At 34.7% G+C, this 19,717-nt stretch carries 18 protein-coding genes and 1 pseudogene; 5 read left to right on the top strand and 14 right to left on the bottom strand.

The window, feature by feature from the left end:
• Positions 1–81: 81 nt before the first annotated feature.
• Positions 82–1,191 carry a hypothetical protein gene (locus tag HNP25_RS07040; RefSeq protein ID WP_184132451.1) on the bottom strand — a complete coding sequence of 370 codons (1,110 nt, stop codon included), beginning with the start codon at positions 1,189–1,191 and terminating at the stop codon, positions 82–84.
• A gap of 274 nt (positions 1,192–1,465) precedes the next feature.
• Here HNP25_RS07040 and HNP25_RS07035 point away from each other — a divergent pair, with 274 nt between their 5' ends.
• Positions 1,466–1,786 carry a hypothetical protein gene (locus HNP25_RS07035; RefSeq protein ID WP_184132449.1) on the top strand — a complete coding sequence of 107 codons (321 nt, stop codon included), beginning with the start codon at positions 1,466–1,468 and terminating at the stop codon, positions 1,784–1,786.
• A gap of 208 nt (positions 1,787–1,994) precedes the next feature.
• On the opposite strand, the gene HNP25_RS21820 is transcribed toward HNP25_RS07035, so the two are convergent.
• Positions 1,995–2,648 (bottom strand): 3-oxoacid CoA-transferase subunit B, encoded by a 654-nt coding sequence (locus HNP25_RS21820; protein WP_262887495.1) that lies wholly within the window; start codon positions 2,646–2,648, stop codon positions 1,995–1,997.
• A 60-nt stretch (positions 2,649–2,708) separates the two neighbouring features.
• Positions 2,709–3,395, bottom strand: a pseudogene (locus HNP25_RS21815) (CoA transferase subunit A); the annotation flags it as partial.
• Between the two features lie 604 nt (positions 3,396–3,999).
• Here HNP25_RS21815 and HNP25_RS07025 point away from each other — a divergent pair.
• Entirely contained in the window at positions 4,000–5,418 is a 1,419-nt protein-coding gene (locus HNP25_RS07025) for an AAA family ATPase (protein ID WP_184132443.1), read from the top strand.
• A gap of 98 nt (positions 5,419–5,516) precedes the next feature.
• On the opposite strand, the gene HNP25_RS07020 is transcribed toward HNP25_RS07025, so the two are convergent.
• From HNP25_RS07020 to HNP25_RS06985, 8 genes are all read right to left on the bottom strand, one after another.
• The gene (locus tag HNP25_RS07020) at positions 5,517–6,893 is read right to left on the bottom strand and encodes an alkaline phosphatase family protein (RefSeq protein WP_184132440.1); all 1,377 of its coding nucleotides are present in this window, start codon (positions 6,891–6,893) and stop codon (positions 5,517–5,519) included.
• 173 nt (positions 6,894–7,066) lie between these two features.
• Positions 7,067–8,278 (bottom strand): metabolite traffic protein EboE, encoded by a 1,212-nt coding sequence (eboE, locus tag HNP25_RS07015; RefSeq protein WP_184132437.1) that lies wholly within the window; start codon positions 8,276–8,278, stop codon positions 7,067–7,069.
• 3 nt (positions 8,279–8,281) lie between these two features.
• A complete protein-coding gene (locus HNP25_RS07010) occupies positions 8,282–9,439 on the bottom strand; it encodes a 3-dehydroquinate synthase (RefSeq protein WP_184132436.1) in 1,158 nt (385 codons plus the stop codon).
• 31 nt (positions 9,440–9,470) lie between these two features.
• Positions 9,471–10,352 carry a UbiA-like protein EboC gene (eboC, locus tag HNP25_RS07005; RefSeq protein WP_221432422.1) on the bottom strand — a complete coding sequence of 294 codons (882 nt, stop codon included), beginning with the start codon at positions 10,350–10,352 and terminating at the stop codon, positions 9,471–9,473.
• 3 nt (positions 10,353–10,355) lie between these two features.
• Entirely contained in the window at positions 10,356–11,375 is a 1,020-nt protein-coding gene (locus HNP25_RS07000; protein ID WP_184132435.1) for a TatD family hydrolase, read from the bottom strand.
• A gap of 126 nt (positions 11,376–11,501) precedes the next feature.
• Positions 11,502–12,317 (bottom strand): EboA domain-containing protein, encoded by an 816-nt coding sequence (locus HNP25_RS06995; protein WP_184132434.1) that lies wholly within the window; start codon positions 12,315–12,317, stop codon positions 11,502–11,504.
• A 200-nt stretch (positions 12,318–12,517) separates the two neighbouring features.
• Positions 12,518–13,087 (bottom strand): recombinase family protein, encoded by a 570-nt coding sequence (locus HNP25_RS06990; protein WP_184132433.1) that lies wholly within the window; start codon positions 13,085–13,087, stop codon positions 12,518–12,520.
• A 222-nt stretch (positions 13,088–13,309) separates the two neighbouring features.
• Positions 13,310–13,744 carry a hypothetical protein gene (locus HNP25_RS06985; RefSeq protein ID WP_184132432.1) on the bottom strand — a complete coding sequence of 145 codons (435 nt, stop codon included), beginning with the start codon at positions 13,742–13,744 and terminating at the stop codon, positions 13,310–13,312.
• 519 nt (positions 13,745–14,263) lie between these two features.
• Here HNP25_RS06985 and HNP25_RS06980 point away from each other — a divergent pair.
• The 3 genes from HNP25_RS06980 to HNP25_RS06970 are packed head-to-tail and all read left to right on the top strand — an operon-like array spanning position 14,264 to position 17,389.
• The gene (locus HNP25_RS06980) at positions 14,264–15,244 is read left to right on the top strand and encodes a lipid A deacylase LpxR family protein (protein ID WP_184132430.1); all 981 of its coding nucleotides are present in this window, start codon (positions 14,264–14,266) and stop codon (positions 15,242–15,244) included.
• A gap of 43 nt (positions 15,245–15,287) precedes the next feature.
• Positions 15,288–16,247, top strand: a complete 960-nt coding sequence (locus HNP25_RS06975) for a D-2-hydroxyacid dehydrogenase (RefSeq protein WP_184132427.1) — start codon at positions 15,288–15,290, stop codon at positions 16,245–16,247.
• Positions 16,244–17,389, top strand: a complete 1,146-nt coding sequence (locus tag HNP25_RS06970) for a glycerate kinase (RefSeq protein WP_184132424.1) — start codon at positions 16,244–16,246, stop codon at positions 17,387–17,389. The genes HNP25_RS06975 and HNP25_RS06970 overlap by 4 nt, the downstream gene beginning before the upstream one ends.
• Positions 17,390–17,419: 30 nt before the next feature.
• On the opposite strand, the gene HNP25_RS06965 is transcribed toward HNP25_RS06970, so the two are convergent.
• Genes HNP25_RS06965 through HNP25_RS06955 form a run of 3 tightly spaced genes read right to left on the bottom strand, consistent with a single transcriptional unit; the run spans position 17,420 to position 19,566 of the window.
• Entirely contained in the window at positions 17,420–17,950 is a 531-nt protein-coding gene (locus HNP25_RS06965; RefSeq protein ID WP_184132422.1) for a YceI family protein, read from the bottom strand.
• Between the two features lie 37 nt (positions 17,951–17,987).
• Positions 17,988–18,614 (bottom strand): alpha/beta hydrolase, encoded by a 627-nt coding sequence (locus tag HNP25_RS06960; RefSeq protein ID WP_184132419.1) that lies wholly within the window; start codon positions 18,612–18,614, stop codon positions 17,988–17,990.
• Between the two features lie 13 nt (positions 18,615–18,627).
• Positions 18,628–19,566 (bottom strand): ring-cleaving dioxygenase, encoded by a 939-nt coding sequence (locus HNP25_RS06955; protein ID WP_184132416.1) that lies wholly within the window; start codon positions 19,564–19,566, stop codon positions 18,628–18,630.
• Positions 19,567–19,717: the final 151 nt, after the last annotated feature.

Genomic DNA, 19,717 nt, shown 5'->3' with positions numbered 1-19,717 from the left:
AAAGGCTTTACAAGAAACTTTTCAACTACTTTTAACGCCAGATTTGAGAAATTATCAACAATGTTTAATCATCAGCCCAGTTTAAGGGTTGAGCCTAAAAAAAATAAGGTTATTTTCTAATACTCCGTTGTAATCTTCAATATTGGTATTTCCTTTTAGTCTTAACTTTCTAAGTTTATCCGCATCAAAAGCAGCATAACCTGGCAATTTAGAGTGCTTAGAATCAATGTGAAAAAAAATTCTGTTGTATGAGTTTGTTAAACGTTCTGCCCAATATGCTGTTGAATAGACAAACCACTGAACTTTGGCAAAATCCCAATTTCTATTTTTAATATAAATAGTTAGTTGTTTTTGGTCATTAAGAATTATATTATCTAACACATTATTAATTGTCCAAGTTGGAGTATTGATTTTTACTTGTAATTCTTCAAGTAATAATGATTGCGGAATAGGTATTTTATATTGGCTGTAAAATTCAGAATTTGAAAGACAAAACACCTTATATGCAAGGCAAAACCCATTAACAATATCAAGGGAATTATCAAATACTTCAATTATTTTTGTTTGAGATATAGAGGATTTATTATTCTTTTTGTCATAATATGAAATGTTATAGTTCGTATAAATGATTTTTCCATGAGCAATACTATTTCTAATATCATGTAAATAGTATTGTTCCAAATATTTAAATCCATTCTTTTTCAGTTCTTCAACTGAATTATATAAATCTAAACCATCTAATTTTTTCCCATTTGTTATCCACCAAAATTTTGCAAGTATTTGAGAAAAATAGAATAAAGGAGTTTCGTAAAGCTTTAGTAAGCTATAATGAATATTTTGGTCAATGAAATTAATTCGGTCATAATCATTCTGAGGATAATGAAGATCGTGAATAGAAAGTTTGTTAATGTCATTAAGAATATTATTACTGAGACTAATATGATTTTCTGAATCAATTAGTATCTGTGCCAGTTTATCCTTGTCTTGATGTAAAAATAAGAATAGGGTATTTAAATACTCTGAAAAGGCTAATTGAGAATAAAAACTTTGAGGTTTATTCTCAATATAGTTTATTAAACTCAAGTAATTTAAATTTGGAGAAAATGGTATGAAATTAAAATTATTTTCTATCCTATCCTTCCAATGTTTGTGGAGAGGCTCAGTTATTGGGTTGTTTTCAAGTATATTCAATTCGTTTGATTATTTATTATTGACTTTCAGGATAGGTAATATTGTAATGTATTCCATTTCGCTAAAGTATCAAATTAACCCTCAAGAAAAAAAATCAACCCCCACTTTCTACCCAAAAACTTATTAAACGGTAATTTCGTACTCTAAAGTGGATGACTCACTCATGGCATGACTACCAAAAACTTAATGCTTCTCAAAACTTACCGAAAGTCATACCATGAGTTTTTATTTATTTTCCCGCCAAGTTTTAGGTAATGATATTTTTTAGAGAGAATTGAGTACTGACGCCTTAATTAAAATCTCCTTTATTTTACTAGACGATCCTTCCACAATACAAGATTCCGATTGCATTTTACTAGATAAGCCTTCCATCGAACAAGATGCTTATTTCATTTTACTAGATGAGCATTTCATCAAACAAGATGCTTATTTTATTTTACTAGATGAGTCTTTCATCAAACAAGATGCTTATTTCATTTTACTAGATGAGCATTTCATCAAACAAGATGCTTATTTTATTTTACTAGATGAGTCTTTCATTAAACAAGATGTCGATTTCATTTTACTAGATGAGCCTTCCATCTGGCAGGATTAATGAAAGTCGTGTTTTGTTTATTTTGTTGGAGCAAAAGGAATGAAAAAGCCCTTTAAGATTTTTAAAACCTTAAAGGGCTAAAGAAAGCTACCCCACTCATGGCATGACTACCAGAGGTTTACTTCTTTTCAAGATTCAATAAAAGTTATGCCATGAGTATTCATCGCTTCATAAAAAAACTCAAAGCTCATAGCTCAAGGCTCACAGCTCAAACCTCAATCACTGGAATATCACCCTCAATAATTAATTTACCTTCTGTGGCAGCTTTTACTTCGTCGATACTTATGTTGGGAGCGATTTCTAATAATTTAAAACCGCCTTCGGCTAATACTTCCAATACCGCTAATTCGGTGACAATTTTCTTGACACAGTGGATGCCCGTGATGGGTAAAGTACAGTTGCTCAACAGTTTTGATTTCCCATCTTTACTCACATGTTGCATTGCTACGATAATGTTTTTAGCAGAAGCCACCAAGTCCATCGCACCGCCCATGCCTTTTACCATTTTGTTAGGAATTTTCCAGTTAGCAATATCGCCATTTTCTGAAACTTCCATAGCTCCCAAAATCGTCAAGTCCACGTGTTCGCCTCGTATCATGGCGAAACTTTCGGCAGAACTAAAGAGCGAAGAACCTGTTTGCATCGTAATGGTTTGCTTGCCAGCATTGATTAAATCGGGGTCGATTGCCTCTTCCGTCGGGAATGGCCCAATCCCCAACAAACCATTTTCCGACTGCAATACTACGCTGATATTTTCAGGAATATAATTGGCAACCAAAGTAGGAATTCCGATTCCCAAGTTTACATAATCGCCATCTTTGATTTCACGAGCAATTCTTTTGGCAATTTGGTTTTTATCCAAGCCTTTTGCTGTGGAAACTGTTGTTGGTTTTACATCTTTTGTAGCATTTGTCGGAATACTTATCGTGCGTTGTTCAATTCTTTTCTGGTAATTTTCCCCTTGAAAAATTCGCTGCACATAAATGCCGGGCGTATGGATTTCGTTAGGGTCTAAAGTACCTGCTGGTACTAATTCCTCTACTTCGGCAATGGTAATTGCCCCAGCCGCTGCCATCATTGGATTGAAATTTCTTGCCGTTCCTTTGAAAATTAAATTCCCTGCGGTATCGCCTTTCCAAGCTTTTACGATAGCAAAATCGGCCCTGAGCCACGATTCCAACAAGTATTTTTTACCATTAAATTCTCGTACTTCTTTGCCTTCGGCTACTTCTGTACCCACACCAGCAGGCGTAAAAAAGGCAGGAATCCCTGCACCGCCTGCTCTTACTCTTTCGGCTAAAGTACCTTGTGGAATCAGTTCTACTTCGAGTTCTCCAGATAATAATTGTCGCTCAAACTCCTTGTTTTCACCGACATAAGAAGAAATCATTTTCTTCACTTGGCGACTTTTCAGCATTAAACCAATGCCAAAATCATCTACACCAGCATTGTTTGAAATACAAGTAAGCCCCGTAACTCCTTGTTGAATCAAGGCATCAATACTATTTTCGGGAATACCGCAAAGTCCAAAACCGCCAAGCATCAGCACGGCATTGTTTGGAATATCTTTTACCGCCTCTTGGGCATTATTTACTACTTTATTCGTCATTTTTTTCAATGTTTTAGTCGTACATAAAGTGCAATATATAAATATTCTGATACAAAACAGCATATAATCATGCTAGGAAAGGCATCAGACTTAGTCAAAAAATATCCTCGAAATATTGACTTATGGGAGTGAGAGAGCTTGCTTTTAGTGATTTAGAGGGGAAGATTCTGCCTGTGTAGCCTGAAAAATAGAATCATTTTTTAAGAATAATTTATTAGAACTGACACTGTTAAGTGAAGACTCCCTTAATAATCCTGATAGTCGAAATAATTACTATGGATTCCGAATTTGTTTAAAATTAAACATTCTTAGAATTTGTTGATTTTATCGTACCATTGCCAAAATTTTCTACATCTTAGACTTCAATGCTCCAGCGTACTTTACACGTTTTTTCAAAAATAGACTGGTTATTTCTTCGAATGGCTTTAGGGGGAGAGTTTTATCAAATACTTTTCTGTAAAGGTAAAACTGATTAGTTTAAGCCAAAACAAAGATTCAATTTGGCTTAAACTAATCAGTTTTTTTACATTAAGCGAAATTGAATCTTTGTTTTGGCTTAATGTGGTAATTTTAATTATATTTGTCTTGAAAAAATAATAACACTATGGCAAATATAATTGGTAGAGAAAATGAATTGACCACATTACGAGCGTTACAATTATCAGAAAAGTCTGAATTTGTTGCAGTTTATGGAAGAAGAAGAGTTGGAAAAACGTTTTTGGTTCGAACAGCCTTTGAAGGGCAATTTGTATTTCAAGTCACTGGCTTAGGAAATGCCAATTTATCACAACAACTCACAAATTTTCATATTGCTCTCCAAAAAGCCTATAAAAATACACCAATTTCTCAAGCAACAGACTGGCTTACAGCTTTTCAGCAACTAATTAGTTATCTTGAAAATACAAAAAACCCTAAAAAGTATATTTTCATAGATGAATTACCTTGGTTCGATACTCCCAATTCTGGTTTTATACAGGCACTAGAGCATTTTTGGAATAGCTGGGCTTCTTCAAGAAATGATATTGTACTCATTGTTTGTGGTTCGGCAGCTTCGTGGATGTTGAATAAATTAATCAACAATAAAGGAGGTTTACATAATAGAGTTACAAAAAGGCTAAAGGTTGTTCCGTTTACCTTAACTGAATGTGAAATATTTTTAAGGAATAAACATTCTGTTTTAGATAGATACCAAATTACACAACTGTATATGGTGATGGGTGGTATTCCTTATTATTGGGAAGAAGTTTCTTCAAGCCTAAGTGCAAGTCAAAATATAGAACAAATCTGTTTTTCAGAAAATGGTTTATTAAGAACAGAATTTTCAAATTTATACGCTTCGCTTTTTAAAAACGCAGAAAAGCATATAAGCATTGTAAATTGTTTAGCTCAAAAAGCTAAAGGTTTAACCAGAGATGACATTCTGAAAGCTACAAAACTAACGAATGCAGGGAGTACTACAAGGATACTTGATGAACTTGAAGAAAGTGGATTTATCCGAAAATATTTACCTTTTGGCAATAAAAGTAAAAATAGCTTATACCAATTGGTTGATTTTTATACGCTCTTTTATCTAAAATTTATTAATGGAACTCAGACAATAGACCAAAATCATTGGATAAATACAATAGATAACCCCAAACACAGAGCTTGGAGTGGTTATGCTTTTGAGCAAGTTTGTTTGTACCATATACAGTGTATCAAACAAGCTTTAGGCATTAGCGGAATCCAAACTGCGACTTCGGCATGGAGAAGCTCAAATGCTGAAAATGGCAGTCAGGTTGATTTAGTCATTGATAGAAGAGACCAAGTAATCAATCTTTGTGAGATGAAATACTCAATTAATCCTTTTGTAATTGATAAAAAATATGCCAATGAATTGCAGCATAAAATTGGCACATTCAAAACTGAAACAAAAACAAGAAAGTCAGTTTTTCTTACTTTAATAACGACTTTTGGTGTGCAGACAAATAACTATTCAGCAGGTTTGGTTCAAAATAGCTTAACGATGGATTGCCTTTTTTGAATTATTATATTTTCGAAATCACTTTAACGAATTGTTTTCGATGAGGCTTCCAATTACGTCCGCAATGCAGACGTAATTGGAAACTGCTTATAACGTTCTTATTCTTCTCCCCCAAACAAAGCTTTCCAAATCACATCATAAACATCCGTAGCGATAATTTCCCCATCGCCAATTTTCTGGTCAGAAATTAGTATTGGATAGTATTCTTTACTGATGTTGATACTGCCATGCGAGCCTTTTACTAAAGTAGCATCTAATGGAATCACGTCCATTAAATACCTGAATCCTAATAATTTACGAGCTAATTTATAAGCTGCTCGTAACTTGATAAATGGATTAGCAGGATTCATGAACATCTCGACGGGGTCGTAACCTGGTTTTCTGTGGATGTCCACCAAGCGAGCGTAATCAGGAGCTTTGGCATCGTCTAACCAGTAATAATAGGTAAACCAACTATCAGCATCAGCCATTACCACTAAATCTCCTGAGCGTTCGTGATTGAGATGATGTTCTTTTTTACCTTCTTCGTCCAAGACTAAAGCTATGCCTTTGGTATTTTCTAAAATACTTTTTACTCTTGCTTTTTCGCTTGGGTCATTGATATAAATATGGGCAATTTGGTGGTCTGCTATGGCAAATGCTTTTGAAATTCCTGCATCCAATAATTCATAATCACGTTCAACTCGGACAGAAATTAATCCATTTTCACGTAAAATTCTATTGATATGAACAGGATTACTCACCGTATTAATGCCATATTCAGATAAAATAATGATGTTTACATCTTGTGCTTTGTAATGATTTACCAAGTCCTCAACCAATTTATCTACTTCACCTAATTCTTTGTGAATTTTAGGAAAATCGACACCAAATTTCTGTAAACAGTAATCTAAATGAGGTAAGTAAATCAAAGTAAGCGTTGGGTCATGAGCTTTATCCACCCAGACAGAGGCATCTGCAATCCATTTTGAAGATTTGATATTGGCATTTGGTCCCCAGAAACTAAATAATGGGAAAGTCCCTAAATCTGCTTGAAGTTTATCACGTAAATCTGCTGGTTGCGAATAGCAATCGGGAGCTTTTACGCCATCGGCATGATATTGTGGTCTCGGAGTAACTGTATAATCTGCCGATGAGTACATATTGTACCACCAAAACATTTTGGAACAAGTGAAATTGGGATTTTTACGTTTGGCTGCTTCCCAAATTTTTTCTGCTTTCACAATCTTATTCGACTGCTTCCAAAATTTATGTTCATTATCTTCACGGTCGTACCAGCCATTTCCTACAATTCCATGAGTATCAGGGAATTTTCCTGTTACAAAACAACTTTGTGAAGTAGTGGTAACAGCAGGGAAAACGGGTTTGATATGCGTAAGCTGATGTTCTGAAAGGTATTTTTTGATGAATGGAGTATATTCTCCGATGACGCTCGTGCTTAAACCAACGACATCTATCACTACTGTTTTTTTCATATTATTGTAGGCTTTCGGCTGTCAGTCGTCAGCTTTGGGCTTTTATTAGAAATAAGATATTGGCAATCTGAAATTCAATTTTATATCACTGATGGCATGACTTTAAGTCACGCAATCAGTAATTTAAATCAAAAGTTCAAGCTGAAATCCGACGACCGAAATCCGATAGCTCCTTAAAGCAATCCTTTCACCCAAGTAACCTCACGGGCGATAGACTCATTTAGTGGCACTTGTACTTCTGGCGGTAAAACGCCCCAAGTATAAGTTTCTATTTCTAAATGATTGGTAAAGGGTTTTTGTTTATGAATCGCAAGGGTATCTACAATGTCAGATTGTGTCGAAGAAAGTTCTCCATATTGTTCTATAAATAAAGGCACGTGAAAATGAACTCGCCATTCTTCATGTTTTCCAGTTTGATAGTCTTCAATCGCAAGGTTTAAATCTTGATATTTTTCAAACGTTCCATCTGCTTTTCTGGCAATTACTTGGTGCAAATAACTGGCTTCGTCGTACTGAGCGATAGCTTTTAATTTTGTTTCAGCATCATTTGTAAAGTTCACTTTTATGGCAGAACTGATCTGAATTTTGCCAACTGCAATATTAGCTTTTGCTAATTTCTCCACTACTACTTTTGGTTTTTCGTAGCTTACTGCAAAGTGACAAACATCATAACATAATTGAATATGTGTATGCAAAATCGCCAATGTTTCTTCGGTTGAAATGCCTTTTTGGGCAAAATATTGAATGGCAATTGGTCTTAAATAATCTTCGTACCAAGTGATAAACTCGGTAGAATTTTCTAAAATTCCATCAGGTTCTGGTTCGATGTCCAAATGTAAAACTTTACCCGTTGCTTCTTTGATGGCGATTAATTCGTCCAATACCAAAAGCATCTTTTGTGTCGCTAGAGTTGTGGCATGATGAAGAGTTTCTAAAGGGTTTTTACTTTCAATTTTCCACCAAAAACGGTACGAAAGCGGCGAAGTAGAAATGCCTCCTTCTTGCATATCAGCTGGTAATAATTTCGCCAAAAGCTTGAACATTCGGATGGTATATTGTACTCTATCGTTTGTCGTCCAGTCGGGTGCGTGTACTTGGTCTTTTACAACTACATCATGAAAACCGCCATAAGGAAAACCATTCATGGTAAAAACATAGCAGTCATTGGCTGATAACCAATTCTGGAAGGCTTCAAAATTAGTAGTTTCCGACAAATCTAAACTTGCTTGATTCGCCAAACGCAAACCAATGCCCATCGGAGCGTCTTTACTTACTGAATTTTTGATTTCAGGAATGCTACTTTGGAGTACTGAAAAATGATGTTTCCAGTCTTCTCCGGGATGAATATTACTACAATATGTTAAAAGTCCGAATGGGGTTTTCATAATTTATGAGCGTTTTTCGAGATAATCTACGGCTTGTTTTACCAATTCAAAATCAATTTCGTGTACTTCAATGCCTTTGCCAAGTCCTTCTAATAAAGTAATGGTCAAGCGTCCGCCTAAGTGTTCACGGAATTCGTTCAAGCCTTTCCAAAGGTTGATTTTGTCATTTTCGGCTAAAGCTGGATGATACAAATCGAAACCAAGATTTTCTAAAACTAATAAAATTCTATCTAAAGCATCTTCCGAAATCATCCCTTTCAAGAAAGAATAAGCACAATCCAAAGCGATACCAATGGCAACGGCTTCGCCATGACGAATTTCAAAATTGGTAAGATATTCTAATTTATGAGCCGCCCAATGACCAAAATCTAAAGGACGAGCAGAGCCACTTTCAAAAGGGTCGCCACTTGAAATATGTTGAACGTGTAATTCTGCACAACGAAAAATTTGCTCGTTCATCGACTCTTCGTCACGATGTGCCAACAAAACTGATTTGTTTTCAAGCCATTCAAAAAAAGCTAAGTCTTTGATTAAGGCTACTTTAACGGCTTCTGCAATACCCGAACGCCAATCTCTATCACTCAAAGTTTTCAAGAAAGTACTGTCATTAAAAACTGCAACTGGTGGAGCAAAAGTGCCGAGAAAATTCTTTTTCCCGAAGTAATTTACGCCATTTTTTACACCAACTCCTGAATCATTCTGAGAAAGTACTGTCGTAGGAATACGAATATGTTTTACGCCACGATGTGCAATTGCCGAAGCGTAGCCAGTCATATCTAAAAACGCTCCACCACCAATCGCTGCCACAAAAGAATGGCGGTCGATACCGTAAGTATCAATGGCACGAAGCGTTTGAGCTAAATATATTTCATCATTTTTTACTTGTTCGCCACCTGGCAAGACTAAAATATCAGCAACTAATTCAATTTCTTCCTGATTTGCGAAGTAATTTTTGATAGCTTCTTGTAGATATTGGTGATTTTCAGCAACGCCTTCGTCGATGACAAATAAGATTTTCTTACGAAATTGGTTTGCCCCGTAATGGTTGCCAAAATTGTTTAAGAAAGTAATGAGAGTAGTATTTTCAGGAGCGAAAAGATTTTCGGTAAATAAAATATTATACGAAAACTGAACCTGAAAGCTTTGCTGAATCTGAGACATTTATTGTAAGAGTAAAATCGAATTTATTAAATTAAGTAACAGCGAAAACCTTCGCTAATTTCATTGAAAGTGGCAATAAAGCTAAAACACATAAAGCCAGTATCCAGTTTCCTGAAACACTTACCCAAGCAGCGTCCATCACGATAAGCGAAAGTACTCCCGCCTTTACCGCTTTGCCTATATTTGGCCCAATGGGATTTGTAATAGCTGTAATTAATGGTTTGAAAATCAAATAAATATGTAATATCACAAAGCCAATGGCAAATAAAAAGTAGCCTAATTGATAAGCAAAAAGTAGCTGAGAAATACTGACAAAAGCGTATAAAAATCCTGCAAAATATAAAGTTTTTTGACTACCTCCATGTACTTCTCCACGGCTAACCATCGTAATGGCAGCAATATAAATTACAGGAATTATGCCCAACCACCATAAAGAAGCGGGAGCAGTTGCCACGGCTGACATTCCCAAAATGAGGTTTCCACCTCTACAAAGTCCCATATTAATTGGACCTAAAATATCATGATGTTTACCGAAACGATTATAGACTAAAGCTAAAATTGCTACAATAATAGCAATGATTCCGCTTTGAGTACTGTTAAAAAATGCGGCTACAATACCCATTAAAAGCCAAAAGCTACCCCATAAGGTAGCATTTGTTTTACTCACTTTTCCGCTTGGAATTGGTCGTTCGGGTCGTTCGATGGCATCTAATTCGGCATCAAAAACATCATTAAATACAATTCCACCGCCGTATAAACCTTTGGTGGCGATGGAAAGTAAAATGACTGTTTTGATGCTGTCGATGTCTGTTGAAAAAGTAAAGCCTGCGATAGAAATTCCTGCGAAAATATCCGCTACTGATGTTACAATATTGGCAGGTCTTAACAGTTGGAAGTATGCTTTTATATTCAAAATTTAACGAATGATTAAGGCATTTTTATCGACTCTCGGCTGTTGACCACCTCTCAAAATCGTATTGCCATTATATTTTAAACTTTGGTCAATTTCTTGTGGATTTTCAAAATCTTCCACATTAATTTGTCCGCTTTGGGCAAACGCATCAATGGCATTTTGATAAGTAACCAAACGAATATCATGGTCAGAAATTCCTTTAATTTTCATCAAAGCGGCAGTTTTTGGTATTGCCAATGGGTCACTAATGCCCCAATCAGCAGCAGAATTTATCATAATTCTTTCAGAACCGTATTGTTTTACTACTTCTACCATGCGTTCATTTCCCATTTTGGTAAATGGATAAATAGTAAAAGCGGCATAAAAACCTTGGTCTAAAACACTTTTTACAGTTTCTTCATTATTATGGTCGATAATAACCATTTGTGGGTCGATGCCATGTTCAAGGGCAATTGCCATACTTCTTTCCGTTCCTTTTTTCTTGTCACGGTGGGGAGTATGTACTTGTACTGGCAAACCTGCTTCTTTGGCTAACTCTAATTGTAAACGATAATACTTTTCTTCGGCAGCAGTTTGGTCATCAAAGCCAATTTCGCCAACACCCACTACACCTTCTTTGTATAAATATAATGGTAAAATTTCCATTACTTCTTCTGCAAGGGCTTCGTTATTGGCTTCACGAGAATTCAACCCAATCGTACAATAATGTTTGATACCAAACTGAGAAGAACGAAAACGCTCCCAACCAATCAAACTACTGTAATAATCTTTGAAAGTCGAAAGTCCAGTACGTGGCTGACCAAGCCAAAATGCGGGTTCAATAATTGCCACAACGCCAGCATCAGCCAAAGCCTGATAGTCGTCAGTAGTGCGTGAAGTCATGTGAATGTGTGGGTCAAAAAATTTCATGTCTTTGATATAATCCATAAAATTTACTTGCACATTCGTTGCCGTTGCCAATTCTTCGGCTGTTCCTTCAAAATGAGAAGGATTTTGGGCTATTTCAGTATGTTTTTGGCACATTTTTTTAGTGGCTAATGGCTCAATTCAAGATTTTACTCACAAAACCGTTCTTGAATTAGGTCTAAATTTCAGATAAAATGCTTATTTATATATCCTTTATTATCGGAGAACAGAGGAATTCCTCTCCTATTTCTCTAATTTATTCCAAGTAATATTGTCTTCTCCCAAGTCATTTATGATAGAAAAATACTTGATTAACAATGCTTTAGCTGGCTCAAAAGTAGTTTCTTTACAAACCAAAATTGCGGCAATTTGATTGTCAGAATTATCGGTTTGCAACAATTTTTCAATGTCTTTCAAAATTTCTTCATTTAAAAAATGACTTACTAATCGCCAAACTTGTGCAGGGACAGAACGACCAGCCGCCCAACGTTCATGGGCAAAGTCTGAAAGAGTATCAGCTAATTTCTGGTTAGCTCTTTCCGCTAAACCTTGAATTAAATGAATTGGTTTATCATTAAAAATACATTTTAACACCAATTGATTCCATTCTGCTTCCGTAAAATAAGTAGCAGGGAAAGTATTTCTAAACGCCAGAGAGTCGAAAATTAAACCAATGTTCGAGCGAACCGCTTCGGTGGCTCTATAAATCCATTTTTCAGGGAAAGCCAAATATGGTAAAGCTGAATAAAGTGCTACGGCTTCGTTGATTTCGGCAGTATCAAAAAGTGCATTGATATTTTTGAGATAAACTTCTTCCGAATCTGTTGGAAACGATAAAAGTAAATACACTCTTGCCAATCTGTCGAGCGTCCATGAATGTGAAATGTTTTCTTCTGCTAAAACGAATTCAACTGTTTTTTTCGATACAAATCTTGGTGTGGCAACGAAAGCAGTTAAAATATTTTTGCTTTCGCTTGATGATTTACTCAAAATCCAATTTAGTTCTTTCTCAGAAGCATTTTCTTGGATAATACTTAAAAGTTTGCTGATGATACTCACAATTTTTGTTGTCTTAGGAATAAAAAATAATAATTATCAAAGGTAAGGACTGCGTTTGAAATATAACTTAACAAAAGTCATTGTTTACATCGCATTTATCTCTTTTTGTCTTTTTATCAAATACCAAACCGTTGAACGATTGAACAGTTTACCTTTTACGGTTCTAAAACCAAAGTTATTGAGTTCCAGTGCTATCGCTTCTAAAGTGTATATTCTTCACGGTTGTAGCGGGCTATCATACCACTTGCCATTTTATTATTAATATTTTTAATGGCTTTTTCTCTTTGCATTTTTCCGCCAAGCTCACGAGTTTCCTGCGTAAAGTACTGCGGATTGCCCATTTTTTCGCCTCTTTTTTTCTTGGCTTCTAAGGCCACTTTTGTTCTGATACTGATAATTTTTCTTTCTCTTTGTGCAAAAATGGCATAAATTCCAAGCGTAACTGTATCAGTATCAGGCAAATCACAACTTTTAAAATTGTCTCCCAGCAATTTCTTTAATTTGAAAATATGCTCAATGTCACGACTCAAACGGTCTAATTTTGCTACGATAAATATGTACTTTTTCTCGTTACATAATTTTATAGCTTCCATTAATATAGGACGATTTTCAATATCTTTTCCACTGATGGCTTCAATAAATTCATGCTCAATTTCGGCTTCATCAATTTTTGCATAATGTTCAATAATGGCTCTTTGAGCCTCCAAACCTAAACCCGAACGCTCTTGTCCTTTTGTAGAAACTCGTAGATAACTAATATATTTTTTCATAGCTCAATCCAAATTTTTAAAATCTATGAATTTTGATTTAAGTCTTTGTTTTTCAGGAGATAATTGTCTGAAAATAGCTTTTTAAGTTAGCTGAGAATCTAAAATTTATTTTTTATGAATAACTCGTAAAATTTAGGGTTTTGCAGAACCCATTAATTTATAGTTATTTACCCATTTTTACTAAAAATATAATTTATATCAACTTTTTCTTATTCATTTCTATTAAATTTTATTGGCAGTAAGTGCCTGAATTAAGTCATCTTTTGATTTAATTAGTTGGTCTTTACTTGCTAACAGAGCTTTTAATCCTTCAATTTCTTTTAATAATACTTCTTGATTGACAGTTATACTAGTAATTGCTTCTTGAGTATTCCTATGCTTAAATTCTGGGGGACGCCCACCAGCAGAGTTTTTGATTTTAGCGTATTGAATGGATTTTTCATTCAATAATTCATTATTATTTAAGCTTGAAGTTAGGCTGAATTCTATGTGAAGGAGACTTTCAAACTTGCGAAGAATTCGAGTAGAGAGGTCTTTTTTTGAAAGAATGTCTGACATGTGTGGTGCAGATGTTCCATAAATATTTGCAAAGTCTTTTATTTGAATGCCTTGATTTACAACAATCTGTTTCAGATAATCTCCAACGTGCTTTTGCATTTAATTAGTTGTTTTAGAAAATATATAATAAAAATTTAGTTATTAAATAAAAAACAAAATTTTAATGTGTATAAAAATATGTGTTTAGTATAATATAAAGTCCAAATATAGAATATATTATATTAAATACATATATAGAATTAATATAATTATTAAAAAATAGCAAAACTTATCAAAATGAAAGTGCGAAGATTCTTTCAAGCTTTTCTTGTACTGTTTTGATGATGTTTTAAATTTTCCATCTTCAAAACCGATTATATAATCAAGTTTGACAAAAGATAAGACGCTTTGTTTAAAATCATAGAGGGTCGTATTAGTATTTAAACAAAAGCCTAAAAATCACTTTTTATTTAAGATTTTAAAAAAAAGCTTTCAATAATGAATTTTCTTTTTTGAAAATGGATTAATGTATTTATAATCTTTTACTTGAAATGTTATTTCTTAATCTATATCAATGCTTTGATTTTGGACATTTCTCAAATTTGCAAAGTAAAGAATAACATTTAATCCACAATCGTGATGAAAAGAGTTATCCAATTTTTAAGTGCTATAATTTTATTTATTTTTCCAAACGTTTTGTTTGCCCAAAAAGCAGAACCAAGATTTTTGTTTAGATTGTACGAAGACAACGATTTTTTTAATATCCGTGGCATCGGTACAGACGAAGCGTACAGCAATGGAACAAGGTTCGATTTATTTTATACAAAAAAACATGAGTCGAAGTTTTTTATCGACAAAATACTCCCAAAAGCAGGCGATAGCACCATCAATGTTTTTGGTTGGGGTTTGACTCAACTAATGGTTACACCGAGAGATATTACAAAAACAGAATTTCAACCAGATGATTATCCCTTTGCAGGTTCATTATATGTTTCCCATACTTTGTACTCTTATAATCCTGAAAAGAAGTATGATTTTCAGACAGAAGTAATAGCAGGAGTAAGAGGGCCGGCGGCGATGGCTAAACGAACTCAAACATTTGCTCATAAACTCATTCATGATAGAACGCCAAGAGGTTGGGATAATCAATTAGCGAATGCAGTATTGTTTAATGTCAATTTTACAGCTGAAAAAGAATTATTTCACTACCATAAAATTTTGGAAGTGATGATAGGAGGAAGGGCTACTGTTGGCAATATGTTAAATTCACTGACACTTTATCCAATGCTTAGAATTGGAAAGTTTAGTCCATATTTCCAAGGATATTTGAATCAGTATGGAAGCAAATCACAACGTTTCAAAAAATTCCAAGTCTACTGTATCGTCAGACCCGAAGGCTCATTTATTGTTACAAATAGATTGATGAACGGAGAACTCAAAAATTCAAAAACGGCTGTTTTTGAAAATAACATACGCAATTGGTTTGCAGAAGTATCGTATGGAGCAGTAATCACAAAAGGAAATTTCGGGATTTCTTATACACAAAAAGTAGCGAGTGCTTATAAAAAAGGGCTTTATCGCCACAGTGTTGGCAATCTTTCGTTGTATTACAACTGGTAAATTAATTAGCTTTGTGATAATTATGAATTATTAACAGAGCAAGATGAAAATAGTTGTTTTAGACGGATTTACTTTAAACCCAGGAGATTTAACTTGGGATGATTTATACACTTTAGGTGAAGTACTGATATATGATAGAAGTGCACCAGAAGAAGTTTTGGAGCGTTCGGAAGGAGCAGAGATATTACTCACCAACAAAACGCCTTTGAAGGCTGAGATTATTTCTCAGTTAAAATCTTTAAAATATATCGGTGTATTGGCTACTGGATATAATGTAGTTGATATTGGAGAAGCTAAAAAACAAGGTATCATCGTTACTAATGTGCCAGGATATGGTACAGATTCGGTAGTGCAACTGACTTTTGCACTGATTTTAGAGTTTACTTTGCACGTTCAAAAACATAGTGATGCCGTTAGAGCAGGGAAATGGGCGAATTCAAAAGATTTTTGTTTTTGGGATTTTCCGTTGATTGAATTGGCTGGAAAAACAATCGGTATCATCGGTTTTGGAACTATTGGTCAAAAAGTTGCTGACGTTGCCACAGCCTTTGGCATGAAAGTAATTGCCAATAGTCGCCGACCAAACGACCAGTTGCATCGCTCGAATTTTAGATGGGCAGACATCAACACTTTATTGCAAGAATCTGATTTTGTGAGTATTCATTGTCCGCTAACGGCTGAAACACAAGGTTTGATGAACCGTGAGAATTTACAAAAAATGAAAAGTTCAGCCTTTTTAATTAATACTTCTCGTGGTCCAATCATTATTGATGAAGATTTGGCAGAGGCACTCAATAATAACATAATTGCTGGCGCTGGTATCGATGTACTTTCAGTGGAACCCCCACAAAAAGACAATCCATTATTTACTGCACAAAATTGTATCATTACTCCACACATCGCTTGGGCTACCAAAGAAGCAAGAACTAGATTATTAGCAATTGCGATTGAAAATATCGCTGACTATCAAGCTGAAAACCCCAAAAATATTGTCAATCCATGAGAGTACTCATCGCTCCAAATGCCTTTAAACATAGTTTAAATGCCAAAGAAGCTTCGGAAGCTATTCAAAAAGGTTTTGAAAAAAGCCATTTAAATTGTGTTTGCGAATGTTTTCCAATTGGCGATGGCGGAGATGGAACAGGAGAATTAATCATTAGTCATCGTCATGGAATTGTCATTTCTGAAGAAGTACTTGACCCACTCGGGCGAACTATTCAAGCAAGTTACGGTTTGATTGATAATCGACAAACAGCTGTGATTGAAATGGCGAGTGCATCGGGAATTCGTTTGTTAAAGAATGAGGAATTAAATCCTTTAGAAGCTTCAACTTTTGGTACAGGATTGTTGATTAAATTTGCTTTAAATCAAGGAGTTAATAAAATAATATTAGCCGTTGGAGGTTCGGCTACTGTCGATGGAGGATGCGGAATTTTAGCAGCTTTAGGTGTAGATTTTTTGAATGAAAAAGATGAAAAAATAGGTTTTTTACCTAAAGATTTAATCAATTTAACCAGTATTGATACTACTCATCTTGACAAACGAATACTTGATTGTGAAATCGTTATTTTGTCAGATGTAAAAAATCCTTTATTAGGCGAAAGTGGTTCAGCCAAAGTTTTTAGTCCACAAAAAGGAGCGACAGCGTCTGATGTTGAATTTCTTGAAATTGTACTAAGTAATTTTGCTGATGTGATTTATCGACAATTTGGAAAAAGTATTGCCAATTTAGCATTTGGTGGAGCAGCTGGTGGTGTTTCTGCGGGTTTAGCTGGTTTATTGAATGCTAAATTAATGAATGGTATTGACGCTTTTTTGTCATTAACTGGATTTGATGATGCTTTAAAAAGAAACGATATTGTCATTACTGGTGAAGGAAGTCTTGATAAACAAACGCTACAGGGAAAAGGACCTTTTGGTGTTGCTGAAAGAGCGAAAACTTTGAATATTCCAGTAATTGGTTTGGCTGGGAGAGTACCTTTAGCAGACGTAGAGGCTTTAAAATCACATTTTGATGCAGTTTTTACCATTGGAAATGAACCGACTGATTTAAAAAATGCTATTGAGAATACTGCTGAAAATCTGACCAGAACGGCTGAACAAATTGCTAATTTATTGGCGATTACTCAAAAAAAATTGGGATAATATTGTTAAGATATTATCCCAATTTTAACATTAAGCTTGTTTCACTAACTGAATATTTGCAATTAATTTTACTTCTTCACTTACTAATACTCCACCAGCTTCCGTTGGTGCATTCCAAGTTAATCCGAAATCTTTACGGTTAATTTTGGCTGTTAATTCAAACCCAGCTTTTACATTTCCCCAAGGATCTGTTGCTGTTCCGCCGTATTCTACTGATAATTTCACAGATTTAGTAACGTCTTTAATCGTTAAATCTCCCACTAATTCAAATTCTTCATCATCAGTTTTGACAAATTTGGTAGAAGTAAATGAAAGTATAGGGTATTTTTCTGCTTCAAAAAAGTCAGCACTTTTTAAGTGTCCATCACGTTGTTCGCTATTTGTGTTGATAGAATCAATTTTAGCTTCAAATGCTATTTTAGCATTTTCAAAATCATCTCCAGCTTCAACTGTTCCACTGAATTCTTTGAAATTACCTGTTACAGTGGTGATTACTAAGTGTTTAACTTTAAATTGTACTTCTGAATGTGAAGGGTCGATTGCCCAGATGGTAGTTGACATGATTGTTGTTGTTTAATGTTGTGAATGTGATAATTAATTATTTTTTGAATATATATTGATTTGCTAAATTGATTTCCTCCAAAGAAATTGAATGCTGTTTGCCATTAAATACTTGTGAGTGAATATTCGAATTCAGATTTTTTAAAATGCTAATGCTTTCTTGAACTCTTTCCAAAGGAACGTGTGGGTCAGGATTTCCAGTAGAAATTAGGATAGGAGTACTTTCAAAATCGCCTTTATATCTTTCTGTAATCAAGGTTTCTCCGATTAATCCACCCGTAAAAGCGACTGCTCCACCATATTGTTGAGCATTTCTGGCAAGGTATTCAAGCGTAAGGCAAGCACCTTGTGAAAATCCCAATAAATAGATTGAATCGGCGGGAATACCCGCCTTTTCAATGTCTTTCACTAAATCATCAATTACATCCAAAGCGGAATCTAAGGCTGGTTGATTTTGTGCTTCGGGAGCCATAAAACTGTATGGATACCAACTTCTTTGCGAAGCTTGAGGAGCAAAAATGGCCATTTCATTAAGATTCAAATGCTCTTTTAAAGTAATAATATCTTGAGCTGAACCACCACGACCATGAATCATCACGATTGCTTTTTTTGCTTTTTCGATAGAAAGCCCAGCGGTTAAAACTTGTTTGCTGTGTAAGTACATGATTTTAAATGGTTTAATCTAGTTTAGGAAGTGTTTTTACGATACTATCACGATATTTTTCATATTGTGCAGGTAATTTCAAATTTAATCCTAGTTCTTCTAAAGATTCATCAACTGTGAAACCAGGATTATCACTCGCAATTTCAAAAAGTACTCCACCCGGTTCACGGAAATACAATGAATAGAAATAATTTCTGTCGATTTTCTCAGTGATTTGTAAACCAGCATTCATTACTTTTTTACGGAATTCCATCAAAACATTATCGTCACTTACTCTGAAAGCTACGTGGTGAACAGAACCTTTTGAAACATGACCAACTCCTTCACCCGGCACTTCTACTAAATCAACGATGGCAGCTTGTTCAACCGCATCTGTTACAAAACGATAACGATTTACATGTTGTTCCAGTAAGCGATAACCGAAAATATCTGTTAAAACTTTAGCGGTAGCTTCAATGTTATTACTTGTAATCGTTACACTGTGGAAACCTAAAGTAGCATGTTGTGCTGTTACTTCACTGGTTTCAAAAGGAGTACGAGTATCAGCTTTTTTAGGAACAATCAACTCAAATTTTAGACCATCTGGATCCAAGAAAGTAAGATATTGTTCTCCGAATTTTTCAGCAATTTTGTTAAAAGCAACGTTGTTTTCCTCAAATCTTTTTTGCCAGAATTCAAGACTTCCTTCTGGAACAGCATAACCAATTTCTGTTGCTTGACGAGCTCCACGACGTCCTTGTGGAATTCCATCGCCCCAAGGGAAGAAAGTAAGTACTGTTCCAGGTTCGCCTGTTCCGTTACCGTAATAGAAGTGATATGTATTTGGGTCGTCGAAATTGACAGTTTTTTTAATCATTTTCAAGCCCATTACTTTTGTATAAAAATCAAAATTTCTCTTTGCATTTCCTGCAATAGCAGTGATATGGTGCAATCCATTTATTCTATTTTCCATAATTGTTTTCTTTTTTGTTGATACAAAGTTATCTGCTCAGCTATTGATTTCTCTTGAACTAGGACAAGAAAACACAAGAATGATAAATAAATATAATGTATATTCTGAATTTGAGAATTAACAAAAAGAGGTCAGAAAACTAATTTCTGAC

The organism is Arcicella rosea, from assembly GCF_014204325.1.
Taxonomy (GTDB): Bacteria; Bacteroidota; Bacteroidia; order Cytophagales; family Spirosomataceae; genus Arcicella; species Arcicella rosea_A.
Note: the sequence above shows the minus strand (reverse complement) of the source record. Positions and strands in the feature narration are given on the sequence as shown.